At 63.4% G+C, this 19,524-nt stretch carries 16 protein-coding genes; 6 read left to right on the forward strand and 10 right to left on the reverse strand.

Annotated features, from left to right (window positions below):
- Positions 1 to 3 precede the first annotated feature (3 nt).
- The 6 genes from M1D44_RS21880 to M1D44_RS21905 all read right to left on the reverse strand — a co-directional run bounded on the left by M1D44_RS21880 (position 4) and on the right by M1D44_RS21905 (position 5,343).
- Positions 4 to 1,368, reverse strand: a complete 1,365-nt coding sequence (locus M1D44_RS21880; protein WP_024978687.1) for a type II and III secretion system protein family protein — start codon at positions 1,366 to 1,368, stop codon at positions 4 to 6.
- Positions 1,361 to 2,290 (reverse strand): Flp pilus assembly protein CpaB, encoded by a 930-nt coding sequence (gene cpaB / locus M1D44_RS21885; protein WP_316852432.1) that lies wholly within the window; start codon positions 2,288 to 2,290, stop codon positions 1,361 to 1,363. Before cpaB ends, M1D44_RS21880 begins: the two co-directional genes overlap by 8 nt.
- 52 nt (positions 2,291 to 2,342) lie before the next feature.
- On the reverse strand, positions 2,343 to 2,846 hold the full coding sequence (locus M1D44_RS21890; RefSeq protein WP_428984223.1) for a TadE/TadG family type IV pilus assembly protein: 504 nt from the start codon (positions 2,844 to 2,846) through the stop codon (positions 2,343 to 2,345).
- 64 nt (positions 2,847 to 2,910) lie between these two features.
- Entirely contained in the window at positions 2,911 to 3,375 is a 465-nt protein-coding gene (locus M1D44_RS21895; RefSeq protein ID WP_024978684.1) for an A24 family peptidase, read from the reverse strand.
- A gap of 92 nt (positions 3,376 to 3,467) precedes the next feature.
- Complete coding sequence (locus tag M1D44_RS21900; RefSeq protein WP_024978683.1) at positions 3,468 to 3,647, reverse strand: Flp family type IVb pilin; 180 nt, start codon at positions 3,645 to 3,647, stop codon at positions 3,468 to 3,470.
- Between the two features lie 571 nt (positions 3,648 to 4,218).
- On the reverse strand, positions 4,219 to 5,343 hold the full coding sequence (locus tag M1D44_RS21905) for a collagen-like triple helix repeat-containing protein (protein ID WP_316683118.1): 1,125 nt from the start codon (positions 5,341 to 5,343) through the stop codon (positions 4,219 to 4,221).
- Between the two features lie 489 nt (positions 5,344 to 5,832).
- Here M1D44_RS21905 and M1D44_RS21910 point away from each other — a divergent pair, with 489 nt between their 5' ends.
- The 5 genes from M1D44_RS21910 to M1D44_RS21930 all read left to right on the forward strand — a co-directional run bounded on the left by M1D44_RS21910 (position 5,833) and on the right by M1D44_RS21930 (position 13,696).
- Positions 5,833 to 7,245 (forward strand): collagen-like triple helix repeat-containing protein, encoded by a 1,413-nt coding sequence (locus M1D44_RS21910; RefSeq protein ID WP_316852433.1) that lies wholly within the window; start codon positions 5,833 to 5,835, stop codon positions 7,243 to 7,245.
- Between the two features lie 268 nt (positions 7,246 to 7,513).
- A complete protein-coding gene (locus tag M1D44_RS21915) occupies positions 7,514 to 9,199 on the forward strand; it encodes a ShlB/FhaC/HecB family hemolysin secretion/activation protein (protein ID WP_316852434.1) in 1,686 nt (561 codons plus the stop codon).
- Between the two features lie 130 nt (positions 9,200 to 9,329).
- On the forward strand, positions 9,330 to 10,583 hold the full coding sequence (locus M1D44_RS21920) for a helix-turn-helix transcriptional regulator (RefSeq protein WP_024978679.1): 1,254 nt from the start codon (positions 9,330 to 9,332) through the stop codon (positions 10,581 to 10,583).
- Positions 10,584 to 10,886: 303 nt separating this feature from the next.
- Complete coding sequence (locus M1D44_RS21925; RefSeq protein WP_316852435.1) at positions 10,887 to 12,974, forward strand: putative bifunctional diguanylate cyclase/phosphodiesterase; 2,088 nt, start codon at positions 10,887 to 10,889, stop codon at positions 12,972 to 12,974.
- Between the two features lie 413 nt (positions 12,975 to 13,387).
- Entirely contained in the window at positions 13,388 to 13,696 is a 309-nt protein-coding gene (locus M1D44_RS21930) for an H-NS histone family protein (RefSeq protein ID WP_004627393.1), read from the forward strand.
- Between the two features lie 120 nt (positions 13,697 to 13,816).
- On the opposite strand, the gene M1D44_RS21935 is transcribed toward M1D44_RS21930, so the two are convergent.
- The 4 genes from M1D44_RS21935 to M1D44_RS21950 all read right to left on the reverse strand — a co-directional run bounded on the left by M1D44_RS21935 (position 13,817) and on the right by M1D44_RS21950 (position 19,175).
- Positions 13,817 to 15,358, reverse strand: coding sequence for a methyl-accepting chemotaxis protein (locus tag M1D44_RS21935; protein WP_024978677.1), 1,542 nt, complete (start codon positions 15,356 to 15,358; stop codon positions 13,817 to 13,819).
- 178 nt (positions 15,359 to 15,536) lie between these two features.
- Entirely contained in the window at positions 15,537 to 16,964 is a 1,428-nt protein-coding gene (locus tag M1D44_RS21940; RefSeq protein ID WP_316852436.1) for a PAS domain-containing protein, read from the reverse strand.
- 38 nt (positions 16,965 to 17,002) lie between these two features.
- Positions 17,003 to 18,028 carry a UDP-glucose 4-epimerase GalE gene (galE, locus tag M1D44_RS21945; RefSeq protein ID WP_024978675.1) on the reverse strand — a complete coding sequence of 342 codons (1,026 nt, stop codon included), beginning with the start codon at positions 18,026 to 18,028 and terminating at the stop codon, positions 17,003 to 17,005.
- Positions 18,029 to 18,194: 166 nt separating this feature from the next.
- On the reverse strand, positions 18,195 to 19,175 hold the full coding sequence (locus M1D44_RS21950; RefSeq protein ID WP_316852437.1) for a tyrosine-type recombinase/integrase: 981 nt from the start codon (positions 19,173 to 19,175) through the stop codon (positions 18,195 to 18,197).
- A gap of 86 nt (positions 19,176 to 19,261) precedes the next feature.
- Between M1D44_RS21950 and M1D44_RS21955 the strand changes: the two genes are divergently transcribed.
- Positions 19,262 to 19,468, forward strand: a complete 207-nt coding sequence (locus M1D44_RS21955; protein WP_080693713.1) for a hypothetical protein — start codon at positions 19,262 to 19,264, stop codon at positions 19,466 to 19,468.
- Positions 19,469 to 19,524 lie beyond the last annotated feature (56 nt).

Raw genomic sequence — 19,524 nt, forward strand, 5'->3', positions numbered from 1 at the left:
CCCTTAGTTCGAGAACCCGGGCATGGTGGCCCGATCTGCCACCCCCAGAGCAAACGGCCGCCACACGGGGTCGCCTGCGGTATCGCGATCCTGCCCGCCGTTCTGTCCCGGCAGCATCTTGTCGATCGGCGCATTGCGTGCCATCGGCTTGACCAGATGCGGCGTGACGATGATCACCAGTTCGCGCTCTTCCTGGTTGTAGTTCAGGCGCTTGAAGAACGTCCCGATGATCGGCACGTCGCCCAGGAACGGCACCTTGTCGACGTTGGACAGCGTCGATCGGCTGACCAGCCCACCGATGACAAAGCTTTCGCCATCGCCGAGTTCAACGGTCGTATCGGCGCGGCGCGTAACGATGGCCGGCACCGTTGCGCCATTGAGCGTGATGCCTCGGCTGAAATCCAGGTCGCTCGCTTCGGGCGCCACTTTCAGGGCGATGCGGTTTTCCGACAGGATCGTCGGTGAGACCGTCAGCCCGATACCGAACGGCTTGTACTCGATGGTGGTGGTACCCAGCGCTTGCGGCACGGGAATCGGAATCTCGCCGCCGGCCAGGAAGTTGGCGCTCTGGCCTGACAGGGCAACCAGGCTTGGCTCGGCCAGCACGCGCGCCATGCCGTTCGATTCCATCAAACTCAGGTTGCCAAAGAGCCCCTTGCTGACCGACCCGATCAGCAGGTTGAACGCGGAGCCGATCGGCATGGTCGACTCGGTCGACAACCCCGTCGAGCCGAACGTGTACTTGGTCAACGATGACGGCGAGAACGTGTTGAAGCTGAAACCGCCGCGCGTGCGGGTGAAGGAGAAGCCCGCTTCCTTGAGCACCGTCTTGCTGAACTCCACCACACGCACGTCGACTTGCACCGTGCCCGGCACGTTCATCGAAGTGGTGTCGATGACGTTGCCGTCTTTGGGCTTTTCCCCGCCGCTGGCTGCGGCGGCCGAGCGGCGCGCACGAGCCAGTGCGTAAACATCCTTGGGCTGACCTGAAACGACGGCGGTATCGCCCTGCGCAACCACGGCCGGATCGCCCGGCAGCGGCGCCGCGGCGTCCACTTGGACGTTGTAAGTCGTCGCAACGCCGCCTTGCGTCCAGACCATGACGTTGGCCGCACCCGGCTTCTTGGCGATGATCAAAACGCTCGTGGCCGTACCGCGCCCCTTGAGCAACAGCGCATCGGCAATCTCAGGGTTACCGATGGCAATGCGCTCGAGCGGTTTGCCCAGGCGGATTTCGCGCTGGCTGCCCGTCAGGAGATGAAGCGTCTGGCCGGTCGGTGCCGTCTCAGCAAATGCGCTCGACACGAAGGCGGCGCAGCCCAACGCGAGTACGCCCATCCAACCGCGAACCATGGCGGCATCAGTCATGTTGCTCCTCACGTTTTCCTGCGCGGATGATCTCTACGCCGCCGGTGGCGACTGTACTGGCGCGTGCGGTCTCGCGCGTTGATGCCACCACGGGCAGCGGCGGCACTTGGAGCACCGGCGAGCGGCGCGTCGAGCCAGTCAGGCTGGCCATCGACACGCCGGCCTGTGCCACATCCATCGGATTGCGGTTGGCGGCCGCCAGCAGGGCGGCGTCCTGCGGCTTCACGGTCGGCTCGGCGTCGTCCCCCGGGTTGCGCAGCGCCAGCAGCAGACGACCGCTCTGATGTGCCATCGCCAGTTGGCTGACAGCCTCCACCGGCACGGCCAGCACGGCCGTCTTGGCCTGATCGACCTTGCGCGTCACCCCACTGTTCTCGGGCTGCTTCTGCGCCCCTTCATTAACGGCCAGCGGGCCAAACGCCAGCACGCGCAGGTGCGGCAACAGCAGGCGCGCCTGGCTGGCTTCAACCTCCTGGCCGTCCTTGCGCATCACGAGAAACACGTCCACGTAGTCGCCCGGCATGACGCGGTTGCCCACGCCAATCACCTCGTCCACATTGATGGCGACCGCGCGCTGCCCGGCCTCCACCTGCTGCGCAAGGCCCGACGACAGCTGCGAGGCAATCAACGGGACACCGACGCCGACCGGCAGAATGGGTTCACGCCCGACCACTTTCGTCACGTCCGAAAACGCCTCTGCCGGATTGATAGGCAGTTGCTCAATGGCCACCTGGTCTGCGGTGATGGGCTTGCCCGCCTCCAGCGGTTTCATGGTCACGACCACGGGATAGACGGTTTTGCCATCTTTCTGCTCGGCCACGGGCGCCGGCGGGCGATGCGCCGTCTTCCATGCCACGGCGCCAAGAATGGCAGCCAGCAGCAACAGCGCGGCGGCGAAGATCTGGAGGTGTTTGCTGGTCATCTGGGCGGCGTGTCCGAGCGGTCGATCGAGAGGGTCAGCGAACTGAAACGTGTCAGGAGCCAGGCACCAGCTGCACGACGGCAGAGCCCGTCAATGTGTCCGGTGCGGGCAACAGGGGTATCGAAGGCAGCAACGGACTATTGCCGGAGGTCACGGGCAACGTCAGGACCACGCTCAGGCATTGCATGCCCGCCACGTTCTGGCAGTTCACGAGCGGGGTGCTGTTCTGATTGGTCTGGACCCGCCCGGTAAGGAAGGTGGGGAGTACCGACGTCACGGCCGCATAGGCAGCCGCCACGCGCTGCGTGTTGGAAGGCTGATAGCGGAGCGCGGCGCGTGCGCCCTCTTCCGCCGCCAGGGTCAGCGCCTGCTGCATGGCGAGGATCATGCCGTAGTACACGATGCCAAGCATGAGCACCAGCAGCACCGGCACGACGATGGCAAATTCGACTGAAGCCGCGCCACGACTGCCTTGCCGCCGGGGGCAGCGGCCAGCATGCGTGCGGACTTTCGGGTGCATGCGAGCACCCTCCCGTTCCCGTTGCAATGTCGGCATGGCCGACTCCTTTCTTATAGGCTGGCCGCTTGGCGGCTCTTGTTCAACGCTTCAACTGTCTGAACTACATGCCCGGCAGCCATGGCATGCGCATCGCCGGGGGCACCCATGGCAGGCTCAGCAACCCGATTGCCATATAGGCGGCGTACGGGATGCCGCGGCGCCCTGCCTGAGCGATGTCCCAACGCACGATCGCTGGGCACACGCGCATCACGATCCATGCAGGTGGCGACGACGCGTCGAACTGGCGTAACACCATGATGGCGAGCGCATGCAGGCCGGAAATCATGCTCGAGACAAGCCATACGGCCACAAGGCCATGCCAGCCTGCCAGCAGGCCGACGACAGTGAAGAACTTCACGTCGCCGGCACCCATCCAGCCGAGGGCGTACAGCGGCAGAAAGCAGGCAAACGCGATCGCTCCGCCGAGCCAGAAGTCCTGCCAGTCATAGGCAAGCGCCTGTACCCCGCCGAACTTGATCAGGGTGACAGACAGCACAACTCCCGCAGCGACGAGCCAGTTCGGCACACGTCTTGCACGGAAATCCTGCGCAATTGCAACCAATGAAAGAACTACGACCGCTGCCCAGCCTGGCGTATCGACGTGGCCGTACCAGGTTGCTAGCAAGCCACGTTCTTGTTGACGGCTTGGCAGATGGACGCGAACACGCTCTCAAGCTTGGTACCGAGCGTGGACACGATTGTCACGATCGCTGCTGCGATGAGGCCAGCGATCATGCCGTACTCGACGGCGGTGGCACCTTGTTCGTCACGGATGAACTTCAGAATGGCGTTCTTCATGATCTCTCTCCTGTTTGTGCACTCGCCCGCGGATGTGTTGATCCCGACCAGCTTTCGGCGCTCCAACCGTAGCCAGTTCATATTGACTAATAGCGAATTAAACGCATGGGGATTTACTGCGATGACACGACCAGCAAAAAAAAATCGCTGTTCGCGCCGTTCCACTAATGGAACGGAATTCAAATATCACCGAACGAAGCGTCCCGAACACGCCCGATGATCACCACACGCCCCCCATGGGCATTCATTTTTTTTCGGTCATGTCACGTATGTCACGTAACACCCCGTAACAACTTTATAGGCGTGCGGTGCCGCAAACAAAATAACTCAATTGAGGTACTTGCCCCAAATTAGAGTGAAGTCTCTATTTAATTTCGTTAAAGACGTGCCAACCCTCTGAAAACTAATGGAAATCCCCTAATGATCCTAAGACTAGATCAATTATCTGGATGGGTTTCCCATTAATCCTCGGGGCCGGTCTGAACGCTCCCCATTTCTGTCCAGGCAAAAAAAGGATGCGCGAGCGACGGGAACACGCCCGCGCACCTTCAAGAGCACAGACAGGTACTGCTCAGTGCGCCAGGCTGCCAACGCCGCCCAGCAAGTTGGTAACAGGGGCCAGCGGATTGCTGCCCGATGCGCCGCCGGCCGCGCTGGTCGCGCCGCTCAGCAGGTTGGTGACGGGGGCGAGCGGATTGCTGCCACCGGCAGCGCCGCCCAGCAGACCCGTGACAGGAGCCAGGGGGTTGGAGCCGCCAGATGCGCCGCCCAGCAGGCCAGTCAACGGCGCCAGCGGGTTCGTGCCGCCAGTGCCGCCGCCCACGCCGCCGAGCAGGCCACCCAGCGGATTGCTGCCCGCCGAGCCGCCGGTCGTGGCAACGCCGCCGATTGCCGCGACCGTGGTGCCGAGTGAAGTCACCACCGGGCCCAGGTTCGAGACCACCGGCACGCCCGTTCCGGTGATGGTGTTGCCGGCGCCGGCCACGCCGCCGCCAACGGTCCCCAGCAGGTTGTTCAAGGCGCCGCCCAGGCCCGTCGAATCGCCAATCATCTGGGTGGCGCCGCTGACCTGCGTGGTAACCGGCACGATCGCCGTGCTCAGTTGCTGCGTCACCTGCTGAACCGCGCCGGAAGACAGCGCGCTGCCCAGCAGCGTGCCACCGCCGATCAGCGCCTGGCCGATCTGCTGAACGCCGCCGCCCACCGGCTGGGTGATCGGGGCGAGCGGTGCGCCAGAGCCTTGGCCGAGGCCCTGCACGAGGGAGCCGGCGCTTACGGTCGCCTGGCCGAGATCCGTCACGACATTGCCGGTGCTGGCCACCGTCGTGCCGATCGGGTTCGGGTTCTGGCCCATCTTGCCTAGCCCGGTCTGGATGCCCAGGCCGAGATCGCTGACCGCTTTGCCAGTGTTGTCCACGGTGCCGCCGAGGCCTGCCTTGGCTTGGTCCGACAGGCCGGGAATGTTCGCGTTCTGGAGCGTCGAGCCGAGGCTGCTGACTGCCTGGCCGGTCGCCACAACGGTGTTGCCGGTGCCATTTGCGACCTTGCCGACGGGCGTCACGCCCGTCGTGTCGCTTGGGCTCGGATTCGGCGAACTGCCCGAGCCGGAGCCTCCCGAAGAACAAGCCGCCAGCATCAGAGCGGCGACAGCGCAGGCCAATGGCGCAATGCGAATGGAGTGTCGAATGTGAGTCATGGTCCGTCCCCTTCTTGGAATGATGTGTCTTGATGTCTGAGCTCGGTATTGCGGACTGCGGGCCACATTCTGCAAATGGCATGCCAGGCGCGGTAGAAGCCCGATTCAGTTTTCAAAGGACGGCGTGGTTATTGGTTTTGTGGGCACCGCGCCAGGTGCTACCCCGCCCTGAACGCGGACTGTTCCCCACCCAAATCCGTGTTCCGAGCGTTACGACGTAACGTGACACGGGAACACATTTCCCTCAGACATAACCCCCGAAACAAACGTTTAACCCCTACTTTGGTGGGGTATGTAATCCCATATTCTGATTAGTTTTCACAATTCCTCCATTTTTATTGAGCTAAACGCGGCAAGTTCACACACCTCATTACGCATTGCGTAATAACCATGACATGGCACACCGTTTGCAGAGTCCGGCCACCTCACATCGACAGTGAGACCTTTTCCAGCTGACTTAAGCGGACTTTTTAAAACGGGAGATCCATCATGAATAAGAACATCAAGTGCCTGGCCGCCACCATGGCAAGCCTGTTGGTTTTGGGTGGTTGCGCCAGCTCCGGTTCAGGCGACTTGGGCAGCTCGCTCGGTGGGTCGAACGGCGGCGGCTCGAATAACAACGGCAGCGGTTCAACACCAACGCCTTCGCCGTCCCCCTCCCCGTCGCCTTCGCCTTCGCCCTCGCCTTCGCCGTCCCCCAGTCCGACTCCGGCACCTGCGCCGCTGACCCCGGCCGGCGCTGTCCTCAACAATGCAGGCGGCATCGTCACGGCAGCCGGCTCGACCGTGAGCGGCCTGGGCAATACCATCGCCACCGCACCGCTGCCCTCGCAACTGAGCGGCGTGCAAAGTGGCCTGGGCGGCGTGGTCGAAAATGCCGGCGCGACAGTCTCGGCACTGGGCACTGGCATTCAAGACGGGTTGGGTAGCATCGGCCGCAACGCCAATCCGGTGGGCACCACGGTTTCCAGCCTCGGGAATGTGGTGACCGGCGCAGGCAACACGGTCACGAGCGCCGGCACGCTGGTCAATAACCTTGGCACTGGACCGCTGGCGCCGCTGGCTCCGGTGACGACACCGCTGGCAGGCGTGGTCACGCAAGTCGGCCAGGCGGTTGCCAACGGCGGCAGCACGCTGGGCACGGCCCTGTCGACCGGCCCGGTGGAACAACTCACGCAGCAACTGAGCACGGCCATCGTGCCGCTGACTTCGCAGATCACCAGCGGGACACAGACGCTGGGCGCTGCCACGGGCCTCGGCTCGCCGGCAAACACGCTGCTGGGCACGATTGGCGGCGCGGTGGCCAATGGCGGCACCGCACTCTCCGCAGCGAACGTTCCGGTGGTGAGCGGTCTCGGTGGCGTGGTGACGGCCACGGGCAACACGGTTGCCGCACTGGGCGGCGCGGTCTATTCGCCGACGGCATCGGGTGGCAATCCGCTCGCTCCGATTACGGGCTTGCTGGGCGGCCTGGGTGGCGGCACGGGCGGTAGCAACCCGCTCGCTCCCATCACTGGCGCACTTGGCGGTCTTGGCGGCGCTGGTGGCTCCAACCCGCTGGCTCCGATTACGGGCTTGGTGGGCGGCCTGGGTGGTGCTGCGGGCGGCAGCAACCCGCTGGCTCCGATCACCGGCGCACTGGGTGGTCTCGGCGGCGCTGGCGGCTCCAACCCGCTGGCCCCGATCACGAGCGCACTAGGTGGCCTGGGCGGCGCAGCAGGCGGTGCCAGCAACCCGCTGGGTCCCGTCAGCACGATCACGGCCCCGGCCGGCAACGTGGTCACTACGGTGGGTTCGGGCCTGACGTCGGCCGGTGCGGCCACTCCGCTGGCACCAGTTACCGGCGCGGTGGGCGGTCTGCTGGGCACGGTGGGCACCGCACTGGGCGGCACGCCCCGCTGATCCACGATCGAGGCTTCGGCGGACCGGCTATCACGCCAGTCCGCCGCTGTCGCGTTTCAAACGCATCGATGCCGCGCAATGCGGCATCGTCACTGGGCTGGCTGCCACGCATCGACGCATCCCAGTATTTACCTGGGCCGTTGCGTTGCGTGAACGCTCCCTCTATGTGTCTTGTTGTAAAGCACCATGTCTCGCGGTTATCGTTTGATGCAACGCGCGGCTGCACGGCTTCGCGACACTACAAACGAAAATCACGGAGGAGACAGGCGTGCGGACCACCACCATGCGGTTGGCCCTGGCCACAGGCATAGCACTGACCGGCCCGGCGCTCAGCTGGGCCCAGAGCAGCCCCACCCAAGGCAACCCGATCGACACGCTTCCCAAGGTCGATACCTCCCGCCCGCCCCAGCAGAAGATCCAGGTGGAAGTGCAGCGGCCGAATCCGGCGCTGGAGAATCTGCTCGCCTCGCATCTCACACCGACCAAGTTCCAGATCGAAGGCGTCAAGACGCTGCCGTTCCCCGAGGTCGCCGCGCATTTCGCACCGTTGGCCGGGCACGACGTCACCGTCGCGCAACTGCTGCAGGCCGCGAACGATGTCACCAAGCTGTATGCCGACCGCGGTTTCCCGCTCTCGTTTGCTTTTGTGCCGGCACAAACCTTTGAAGGCGGCGTCGTGCGCGTCACCGTGGTCGAAGGCTATGTGGCACGCATGCGCATCGAGGGCACACCCGGGCCACTGGAAGGCCGCCTGCGCGAAATCTCGAAGCGCCTGATGAACGAAAAACCCCTGCGCCGCGAAACATTCGAGCGCGTGACCGGTGTGCTCGCGCAGCAACCGGGCGTGCAGATCACCGCGACCGTGCAGCCGCCCACCACCACGGATGGCGCGAGCGAACTCGTGTTGAACGTCAAGCGCCAGCCGTACACCATCGGCACGGGCATCGAATACCGTTCGCCGGGTGTGCGGGCGATCATCACAGGCACGCTCAACAGCGTGACGCCGCTGGGCGAGCAGATCACCGTCTCGACGCTGCAACCACGCGGGTCGGATCACGAGACGTTCTACTCCGCCACTTGGGCGCAGCCGATCGGCACCGACGGGCTGCTTGCCAAGCTCACGTGGTCGCACTATCGCGGCATGCCAGAAAATCTGCCGCTGGAGCAACTGGGCTATCAATCGCGCTACCTGACCGACACGCAGCGGCTTGGGTTGTCATTGAGCTATCCGGTGCTGCTGTCGAACTCGCGCAATCTGACGGTGACGGGCACCGTCTACGGCAACGACGACAAGCAGCGCTATAACCCGCAAGACACTACGCTGGCGCAAACTGAGCTGGATACCAGAGTCCGCGTGGCCGGTGCCGAGGTTCTCTACACTGAGGTCAAGCCCGGTGAGACCCGACGCGCATCATTGGGCTTGTACCAGGGTATCAATAGTCTCGGCGCGGGCAAGGCCGCCTCCGTCAACGCCAACAACAACGTCGACCTGAGCTTCCTGCGCACGCGCATCACCGCCAGCGAAGCCCATGACCTGCCTATGGGCTTTGGCGTGGTGGTATCGGGAGCCGCGCAGTACAGCGGCGCGGTGCTGCCGTCATCGGAGCAGATCAGCTTTGGCGGGCGCTTCTTCGGCCTCGCCTATCCGGCTGGTGAGGTGGCGGGTGATCGGGGCTGGGGCGCGTCGGTTGAACTCAACCGCGCCTTCCAGGTATCGATGGATTACCTGAAAACCGTGCAGCCCTACGTGCTGTACGACACCGCAAAGGTCTATTCAAACGCAGGCACGCTCGTGCATGATCAGCTTGGATCGATCGCGCTGGGCGTGCGCTTCTCCGATCGGAAGTACTACACGCTGGACCTCGCCGTCGCGCGCCCCGTCGGCGACAAACCGATCAACTCAAGCTCGCGCAGCCTGCGGTTCAACGCGGCCTATACCTACCAGTTCAACTGACGCGCCAATATCGTGAACATGTGAACTAATTTTTTTATATTTTTTATATTTTCAGCGCTGAAAGTCACCCATACTCCCCTCTGAAGGGGGGGATACATCGCCGCCGGAATTTGGGAGCATCGAAAGCGGAATGTTAAGTTTTTCCAAAGAGTTGCCGATTACCACAGAAGTCGCGCAGAACAACAATAATCATTACAGCGACGGCGGCATCACGCCGCAACACGCCGACAGCAAGGGATTGCATTCAGAGCTGTCGCAATACGCACCGGGGGCCATCATGCTGCAACGTCTATCGGATGACGCAGAGTTCCATCGACTCGTCGATACCATCTACGAGGCGGTACTTGAGCCTGCGCAGATGCCGATCGCCCTGGCCCTGCTCTCTGTCTACGCCGGCGCCGAAAGCGCACACTATTTCGTCTGGGACAAGCACACCGACACGCCGCGTCACGGCGTTTCGTCGGGCTGGTGCCAGCACTGCCCGCAGCCGGGCCACTGCAACGCCTTCTGCCAAGATCCGCAACTGCTCGGCCCTGGGCAGCCTGAAGAGGCGCCGTCGGCATCGATGACCCTGATCGATACGCCCGACATGCGCGTCACGATGCGCCTGCGCACGCGCGACGACGACCTGTCGGAAGTCAGCGCCATCGACCGCGAGACCCGCCTGCAGCGCGTGCTGCCGCACCTGCAGCGGGCTGCGCGCATGCAGCAGCGCAATCTGGAGCTGAACGAACTCGCCGCGCTCGGCATGGCCGGGCTGGATACGCTGGACTTCGGTGTGATGGTCATCGAGCGCACCATGCGCGTGAAATACGCCAATGCCTGGGCGCGCACGATGACGACGGGCGACGACCGTCTGTCGCTAGATGGCGGCCTGCTGCACTCGGCAGATCACACACACGACGCTGCACTGCGCAACCTTATCGAACATGCCGCCGGCTCTCTCGGCGTACAAGGCGCGGCCGGTTCGTGGATGTACCTGGCGCGCGATGGCCGCCCGGTACCCTTCATTGCTACGCCCCTCGCGCCCTCCGATGCAATGCGTTCGACCTGGGCTTCGCCGCTGGCGCTGGTACTCGTCGGCAACTCCGAGGCCCGCTCGGTCATGGACGCCGGCGTGCTCGCCTCACTCTTTGGGCTGACCAACAAGGAGTGCATCGTCGCTGCGCGGCTGGCCGCAGGCGAAACCTTGCAGGAAATTGCCGAGCGCGAATTCCTCTCGCTGCACACGGTCCGCGTGCATATCCGCGACATCCTGCGCAAGACCGGCACGCATCGGCAGTCTGAACTGGTGCGCCTGTTGCATTTGTTGCCCAGCGTCGATCTGGAGCGTGCAGGCGCCGCCACTCCGGCTTCACGCCGGCGCGGCCGCCTCAATGCCTGAGTTCGCGCCCCATTTTCCTCTCCACTTAGCCTGACTCCGACGCCCAACCACGGGCGTCGAGCCATCCGCGTATACCCGGCTCACGTTTCGGCAGTTTCTGCCGATCCTCTAAGACAGGCGTGGCGCCGTCATGCTTGCTTGATGCGAGGCGGTATCCGCGAATGATCCCGACGCATTCTGTGAATAGCGCGCAACAAACGCGCTTTTTCGCGGCCTGAAACGACAGGTTTTTGCGCTATCCTCGCCGCAAAACACAGACTAGGCGCTGGTCGTAGATCGGGGGGCCGCGCCGGATGCGCTCGCATGCATAACGATTTCCATATTGCGCTGCTGCTGTTTGCGTGGGTCTGCACTGGGCTGACCACGTTTGCCGCACTGGACGCTGCGACACGTCTGCCGGGGGGCTCGACGATCGCAAAACGCCGCAACTGGCGCATCGCCTGCGCGGCCATTCTTGGCATTGGGTTGTGGTCGGGGCTTTGGCTCGGCCAGCTTGGCCTGCATCGGCAGGTCGGCACACCCATATCCGCGCCGATTGCGGCGACGCTCATGACGGCGCTGGCAGCATCGCTGGCGGCTTTCTCCATCGTGTTGCCAGACACGTCGTCCTCCAATGGCGCACAGGCTCCGCGACGACGCAGCATTGTCATGGGAGCCATGGCGCTTGGCATCGGGCTGTTGACGATGGAGTTGTACTTGACACGCCCCTGGGCGCATGACGAGGCCTTGCCGCTGCGCCGCGCCCTGCTTGGCTGGGGCGGCGGCACGCTGGTGCTTGGCGCAGGCGTGTGCCTGGCAATGTGTATGGCGTTTCATATGCCGCCTGGGCAGCGCCGCGCAGCCGTGGGTTTGCGTGCACGTGCTGCGGCGGTGCTGGCCACAACGGCTGTGCTGTCACTTGTGTTGTGGCCGGGCGCTACCGCATGGCCTGCGGACGAATCAACGATGCACATCGTGCCCGTCATCATGCTCAGTGCCGGCGGCGTGCTGATTGCACTGGGTTTGCATGCGGTGCTGATGATGCTTGAAACACGTGTCGACTCGGCGCAGGCGCACCTGGAAGCATCACTGGCGCGCGTGGCAAACCACACGCCTCGGCCCCAACTCCACGACACGCTGACAGGTCTGCCGAACCGCCTGCATCTGCGCGAAGCACTAGAGGCGGCAATTTTGTCGTCCACGCGGCGCGGGCGTCCGTTCGCCCTCTTCTATCTGGATCTCGACAACTTCGGTCAGATCAACGACCAATACGGCCGCAACGCGGGCGACCGCGTGCTGCAGATCATTGCGGAGCGCCTTCGCCAAGCCATTCGCGGCGAAGACACCGTGGCACGCCTGGGCGGCGACGAATTCGGCATTCTCGTTGAAGGTCTGGCACTGCCCGAAGCTGCCGCCACCATCGGCGACAAGCTGCTGTTCCGCCTGCGGGAATCGGTGGAAGTGGATGGTCGGCGACTGCGCGCGACCGCCAGCATTGGCGTGGTCGTCCATCCGCACAACGGCGCGACGGCGGACACGCTTCTTGAACATGCCGACACCGCCATGTTCGATTGCAAGCAGTCCACCGGCAACGCCTACCGCTTCTTCGAGCCACGCCTGAACACCACCGCGCACCGCGTGTTGCAGATTCAACGTGCGCTCTCGCATGCAGCGCTCAACGGGCAACTCTCGGTGTACTACCAGCCGAAGTACGATGCACGCACGCAGGCCATGACCGGCGCTGAAGCGCTGCTGCGCTGGAATCATCCGGAGCTGGGCCCGGTGTCGCCTGCGGAGTTCATCCCGCTGGCCGAACGCACCGGCACGATCGTCGAACTGGGCGATTGGGTGGTCGAAGAAGTCTGCCGCCAGATCATGCATTGGGATGCCATCGGCATGTCGCCGCAACGCATTGCCGTCAACCTCTCGCCACGGCAATTCCAGCAGCCCGATCTCGTGCAGCGTCTGTCGCAGATCCTGCATCGCTATCAGGTGGCCGCGCATCGGTTGATGTTCGAGATTACCGAGACGGCGGCCATGCGCGATGCCGGCCAGAGCATCGCGGTCATCCGTCAAATCCAGTCGCTGGGCTTTGAGGTAGCCATCGACGATTTCGGCACCGGTTATTCCAGCCTCAGTTATCTCCAACGCTTTCGGGCCCAGCAAATCAAGATCGATCGCGCGTTCGTCTCTGCGCTCGACGACAATCCGCCCGAGGCAGCTGCCATCATTCGCGCCATTTGCGCGATGGCCCACTCGCTGGACATGACCGTGGTGGCGGAAGGCGTGGAAACCGAAGCGCAAATGCTGGCTCTGGTGAATCTGCAATGCGATCAGGTGCAGGGCTATCTGCTGGCCCGCCCGATGCCTGCCAAGGATTTTCAGGGGTTACTTGGAATCGAGTACGCCTGAACAGACGACCTCGAATAGGCGGCACTGAAAATGCGCCGTTCTGATGCAGGCGATACAGCCTTTCAGCAACCTTTCATCTTCATATTCGGAAATATTGGACGAAGAAGAGATGCGATTGCCGAAGCAATGAAGCAGTCACATAAGAAAGGAATTGTGTCGGGATTGCGTAGATAGTGCACTGCATCGATTGCAATACTGCCCAATGGTTTTTGCAATGGTTCATATGTTTACGAATTCGACATATCGCGCAAATGCCGGCCCCATGCAGGTTTCTGCAAGCGCAGTGCAGCAGAAAATCCACGCCGTTGACATGAGGTCTTAACGAAATTCAATTCTCACGTGCAAAGTCGTTATAATGCGCTGGGCTACGGGGAGCGTGCCCATGTTTCAATTGCAAAGTTGAGGAATCCATAATGCCGACTTACAAGGAAATCGTTCAGAAGATCTCTGAACTGCAGCGCCAAGCCGATGAACTCCGGGCAAATGAGCAAGCGACGGTGATCGCTGAAATCAAGCACAAGATCGTGGAATACGGCCTGACCGCCGAAGACCTCGGTTTTGGCGCCAAGGGGGCCGTGGCCTCGAAGAAGGCTGGCCGCAAGGTGCCGGTGCGTTACCGCGACAACAACGGCAACACCTGGACCGGCCGTGGCAAGCGCCCGGGCTGGCTGGTAAAGGAGCTGTCGTCGGGCCGGAAGATGGAGGATTTTCTGGTCGCCTGAGCAGCGCTTTCAGCGCAGCATTCCGAGCCCGCACGAAGAGGCGCGCCGGAAACCACAAAAGAGAAAGGCCGGCGAATATGCCGGCCTTTTGCATTTCTGCTCGACAGAGGTCAGGCGCCGTTATACCTGGAAGCGCCCCACTGCCGTGCGCAGCAATTGCGCCTGCTCTTCCAGCGACAGCGCGGCGGCCGCCGCCTGCTCCACGAGCGCGGCGTTCTGCTGCGTCACTTCGTCCATCTGATTCACGGCCTGATTGACCTGCTCGATGCCGGAACTCTGCTCGTCAGACGCCGCAGAAATCTCGCCCATGATGTCGGTCACGCGCTTCACGGCAGTTACCACATCCTGGATCACCACACCGGCCTCTTCCACCAGCGCCGAGCCGTTCCGCACGCGGCCCACCGAATCGCCGATCAGTTCCTTGATCTCCTTGGCAGCGCTTGCTGAGCGTTGCGCCAGGCTGCGCACCTCGCCCGCCACCACGGCAAAGCCACGGCCTTGCTCGCCGGCGCGTGCGGCCTCCACAGCAGCGTTCAGCGCCAGGATGTTGGTCTGGAAGGCGATGCCTTCGATCACGCCGATGATGTCGGCAATCTTCTTGCTGCTTTCGTTGATGCCGGACATGGTCTCGACCACACGCCCGACCACCTCGCCGCCCTTGACCGCAATATCCGACGCGTTGACGGCCAGCGTGCTCGCCTGCCGCGCGTTGTCGGCATTCTGCTTCACGATGCTCGTCAGCTCTTCCATGCTCGACGCGGTTTCCTCCAGCGACGACGCCTGCTGCTCCGTGCGCTGCGACAGGTCGGCATTGCCGGCGGCGATCTGCTTGGTGGCGCTGGCAATGGAATCCGCCGAGTTCTTGATGTCGCCAATCGTGCCGGTCAGTTGCTGCTGCATCTGCGACATGGCGAAAAGCATGCTGTCACGATCGCCCGGGCGGGTTTCAACTTGCACAGCCAGATCACCCGCGGCAATGCGGCCGGCAATGTGTGCGGCATAGGCCGGCTCGCCCCCCAACTGGCGCTGTAGGCTGCGCGTAACGGCCACGACCACCACCGTCATCAGCAAGCCGACGCCAAACAGCAGCCCCAGTGCCTTGAGGAGCGAGGCGTGGAATGCGGTCGCGATGTCGTCCATGTAGGTGCCCGTGACGAGGCACCAATCCCACGGCTGGTAATACAGCACGTAGCTCTTCTTCGGCTGCGGCGCCTCCGCGCCGGGCTTCGGCCATAGATAGTCGACAAAACCGCCGCCGCTCTTGCCCGCGCGAGAGATTTCCTGGAACAGATGATTCCCCGCCGGATCGGTAAAACCCGACATGTCCTTGCCGTTCATTTCGGCTTTGATCGGGTGCATCACCATCACCGAGTTGGTCTGGTTGATGCTGAAGTAGCCGTCCTTACCGTAGCGGATCACCTTGATGCGCGCGAGGGCCTGGGCGCGTGCGTCGTCGGCGGTGAGCTTGCCGTCTTGCGCCATCTGCCCGTAGTCCTTGATGATGCTGAATACGGATTCACTGATGTTCTGCAAGTCGCGCTCGCGTTCTTCCAGACGCAGGGTGCGGGTTTCCCAGGCGCTCCACAATGTGATCAACAACAGACAAAGCCAACTCAGGACGAGCGGCAGCCACAGCTTCTGACGAAGCGTGAGTCGATTCATCTTCCTTCCCTCCAAGCGTTTCTTTTGCCCGCGCATGGCACGAATGCCGTTCGCGGCGCTCCCCTGGCGCGATTACACGCGCTCTGCTTGAGCTATCGAACACAAACACGAAAAACTTGAGTAGGACATGCACTCAAGTGCCCGTTCGCCAGCGAGAAAGGGAAAGAAAGCAAACGCCTCAGCGCAAGGCGTCAGGATTGATGCTCGGAAGCGTGCCGCCCGTGGACGTCGTGGCGGGCACGGGCGTTGATGTCGATTCTTTTTGCGGTGCGACAGCTTCTGCGGCGGGATGATCGACAGGCGTCCACGACTCCCACAAGCCATGGCGACGCAGCGTTTCGGGTGCGTCGACGGAGGCTGAAGAAGACGCCACGGCAACTTCTGCCGAGGCCACCTTTGCTGCTACCTCGATATGCGACCCAGCCATGCGCACGGCATGGCCACCGGCGTCACGCACTGCCACGCCGTGCGCGGCAATCTGGCGATAGCTGCCATCCTTGTGCCGCATGCGGAATTCCGCCACGTATGCGGGCGTGTTGCCGTCAACGTGCGCCTGGATGCGGTTAAGCACCATGGGCAAATCATCCGGATACACCAGGCGGAGATATTCGCTCGTGCTTGGGCCGATCTCCTTGAGCGTGTAGCCGAGCATGGCGGCAAAGCGCGTGGAAAACTGCGCGGCGCGCGTGACCAGATCGAACTCCCAAAGGCCGAAATCTGCGCCGTCGAGCAACAGTTGGTGGCGTGCAACGAGTTCTGCTTCGCGGCGGCGGTAACTCTGCTCCAGGTCGTTGAGCGCCTGCACGGTTTCCTTGCGCAGACGAATTTCGCGCGCTGCGATGGCGGCGGCAGTGTCACCCGTAGCGCGGTCCCGATAGCCCAGCAGCAAAGCAGCGAGCACCGTTGCAACTGCGCCCATCACAAGCAGCAACCGCAACCCTGCCGGCGCATCGCCCGGCATGGCGGAAAGCGTCGAAAACGAGCCTGCGAGCGACGCCGTGTACATCGCATCCACCGTCAAGGCGGCGCCAAACAGCACGCTCACAAACAGACTCACGCCGGGGCGGCGTACCGCCACCCCCGTCGCGCCCGATCGTGCAGAGAGCGCAACCTGCAGCGCCGCCGCACACGCCACTGCCGACAGCACCATGACGATGCCGAGCAGCCCAGCGTCTTCCCAGGCGGTGGTGCTGAAGCTCGTCACGCCCGCCAACAGTAGCACCGCCACCGGGCCACTCACGCTCAGCAACACGCCGAGCAACATGGCACGCACCACGCCTGCGCGGCCGCCCAGCACGCACCACAGCGCCGCAACGGCCAGACTCCAGCAGAACGAAGCCAGCGTCATTACAAGCACCGCGGTGTCTTTGTGCAGCGGCCAATGCGCAAGCAGCGGTAGCAGCGGCACCGCCCATAGCCCAACCGCCGAGAACAACGCTGTCATGACCAGTGGCACGCGCGTGCGCGGGGCCATCGCACTGCGCAAGTCATCGAGCAACCGCAACAGCAAGCTGCCCGCGCCGCAGGCCACGACAAAGGGCAGCAGCGCCGGCGACAATGCACGCGCCAGCGTACTGATCAGGTGAGCGATGAACGCCTCATCCACGAGGTGACGTCTCCTGTTGGTTCGAGCCGTTCAATGAATCAGCCACGGGTCTGAAAGCCGTCCGGATTCATGCTCTGCCAACGCCACGAGTCTTCACACATGCGCTCGATGCCGTATTGCGCGCGCCACCCCAAGAGCGAAGCCGCGAGTGCCGGATCGGCATAGCACGCTGCAATATCGCCGGGGCGACGATCCACAATCTCATACGGCACAGGCTTGCCGCTGGCGCGCTTGTAAGCCTCAACGACTTCCAGAACCGAATACCCACGGCCCGTGCCGAGGTTGACGGTAAAGCCGCGGCCATCGCGGCGCAGCGTGTCGAGCGCCGACAAGTGACCGCGCGCCAGATCCACCACGTGGATGTAATCGCGCACGCCGGTACCGTCGGGCGTGGGCCAGTCGCCGCCGTAAATCGAGAGCTTCTCGCGCTTGCCGACCGCCACCTGTGCCACATACGGCATCAAGTTGTTGGGGATGCCGCGCGGGTCTTCACCGATCAGGCCGCTGTGGTGCGCCCCCACCGGGTTGAAATAGCGCAGATAGGCGATTTTCCAGGCGGTATTGGAAATCTCCAGATCCCGCAGCACCTGCTCGCCCATCACCTTGGTCTGCCCATACGGGTTGGTGGCGGACAGCGGAAACGATTCGGTAATCGGCACGGTATGCGGATTGCCATACACCGTTGCCGACGAACTGAACACGAGCTGCCGCACGTTCGCATGCGCCATGGCTGCGCACAGCGTGACCAGCCCGCCCATATTGTTGTCGTAGTAAGCCAGCGGCTTCTGCACCGATTCGCCCACCGACTTGAGCGCCGCAAAGTGGATGACAGCTGAGATACGCGAACTGGCAAACAGGTCGTCGAGCAGGCGGCGGTCACGCACGTCGCCCTGCACGAACTTGGGCGTCTTGGCAGTGATCTGCTCGATGCGGGACAGCACAGTCGAACTGCTGTTGCAGAGGTTGTCGAGGCCGATCACCTGGTAGCCCGCATCCAGCAGTTCAACCCAGGTGTGCGAGGCGATGTAGCCGGTAGCGCCGGTCAGCAGAATGGTTTCTGTCATGGGGTGCGAGGTATCGAGGAAGGAGAGAGCTAGCGTGCCGGTTTGAACCCGGCATCGTCGTTCTACGCTGCGTCGACCTGCTCCGCAGCGCGCAAAACAGCGCGATCATAGCAAAGCCCGCCAACGGCTCGCGGGCAGTTTGAAGCTCTGGTTGCCCAAAACGGCACTACGGCCGGCCGTCTGGATGGGCAGCCGCCTGCCACTCAGCATAGGCCGCGCGCAGACGCCACGCCGAAGTCGCATCGCGCAAGCCCAGTGCGTACCCCACCTCAGCAGGGTCTGCGCCTGCGTCGAACAGCGCGGCGGTGTAGCCGTTACGCAGCGTCTGCGGTGACAGCCGCTCGCTGCGGCGCAACAACGCCGGCAGCGCGGCCAGCCATGCCTCCACGCGCCGGTATACCGACGCCGCGTGCATGACGCGCCCGCCGGAATCGGCAACGAACACGCGCTCGCCCGGCACCTCTGCGTGTGCGCGCACCGCCAGCCAGGCGGCCAGCGCGGGGCGCGCAGCTTCGAGCATGGGCGCCTTGTACGACGGACCGCGCGGCCGCTCGACGGTGATCGCCTCCAGCGCCTCGTCTACTTGGCGGAGCAGCAGCGATTGCACCTGCGCGACCTTCAGCCCCGCGCCATGGCACACGGCTACGAGTGCGCGGTCGCGCGCCAGTTTGAACGCGCTGGCGTTGGCGGCGGCTTCGCTGGCCTGCGCGCCCACCTCCAGCGACGCCTCGATTGCCGCACGTTCAGCCGATGAAAGGAACGTGGTCGGATCGTTCTCACCTTCGGCCAACTTCTGCTGCACCGCAGAGCTTGCAGGGTTGTGCGTGCCGGTCCGTTGTTGCTCGATCTGATGGAAGACGCGCTCGATCAGGCGCGCGTAGCGGTAGCGATGCAGCTTGGTCAGGCCCGACTCGTCGAGAAAGGCGGCAATGTCGCCGGCGCTCCAATCGGCCAATGCGCGCTGGTGCGACTCCGCCCAGCGCAGCCATTTGCGCCACATCGCGCGGTACACCGTCGCCGACGATTCGCGATAGCCGCGTGCGGCCAGCCAGTGTTCGAAGGCTTGCGCGGGCCGCTCAGCCCAGTCTTGCAGGCTGGGCTGAAACAGATCCGGAACGGGCGTGGCGGGCGGCGTGAACGAGGTCAATGCGGTAGCGGAAATGCAGAAAAACGGGCGCGGGCGGACCGGGGGTTTGGCAATTCGCGTATCCTGCCGAGCGTAACACGCAGCCCATGTATCCCATTGCGGACCCCATCGTGAAGAAAACAGACCTCGAAAAACTCAAGGGCCTCAAGATTGCCAACAACATCAAGCGCGGCAGCCAGCGCACCGGCAAGCCCGACCAGGGCACCGGCAAGGCGATTCCCCAGAACAAACTGCTGAAAGCGCTGCTCGGCAAGCCCGCTGAAGACGACGCGAAGAAGTCGGGAAAATCCTGACGCGCCTTCCACACATCTAGAGCCCCGCCCTGTTGTTCCAACGGGCGCTTGGGTGC

This window comes from Ralstonia sp. SA306 (genome assembly GCF_054792405.1).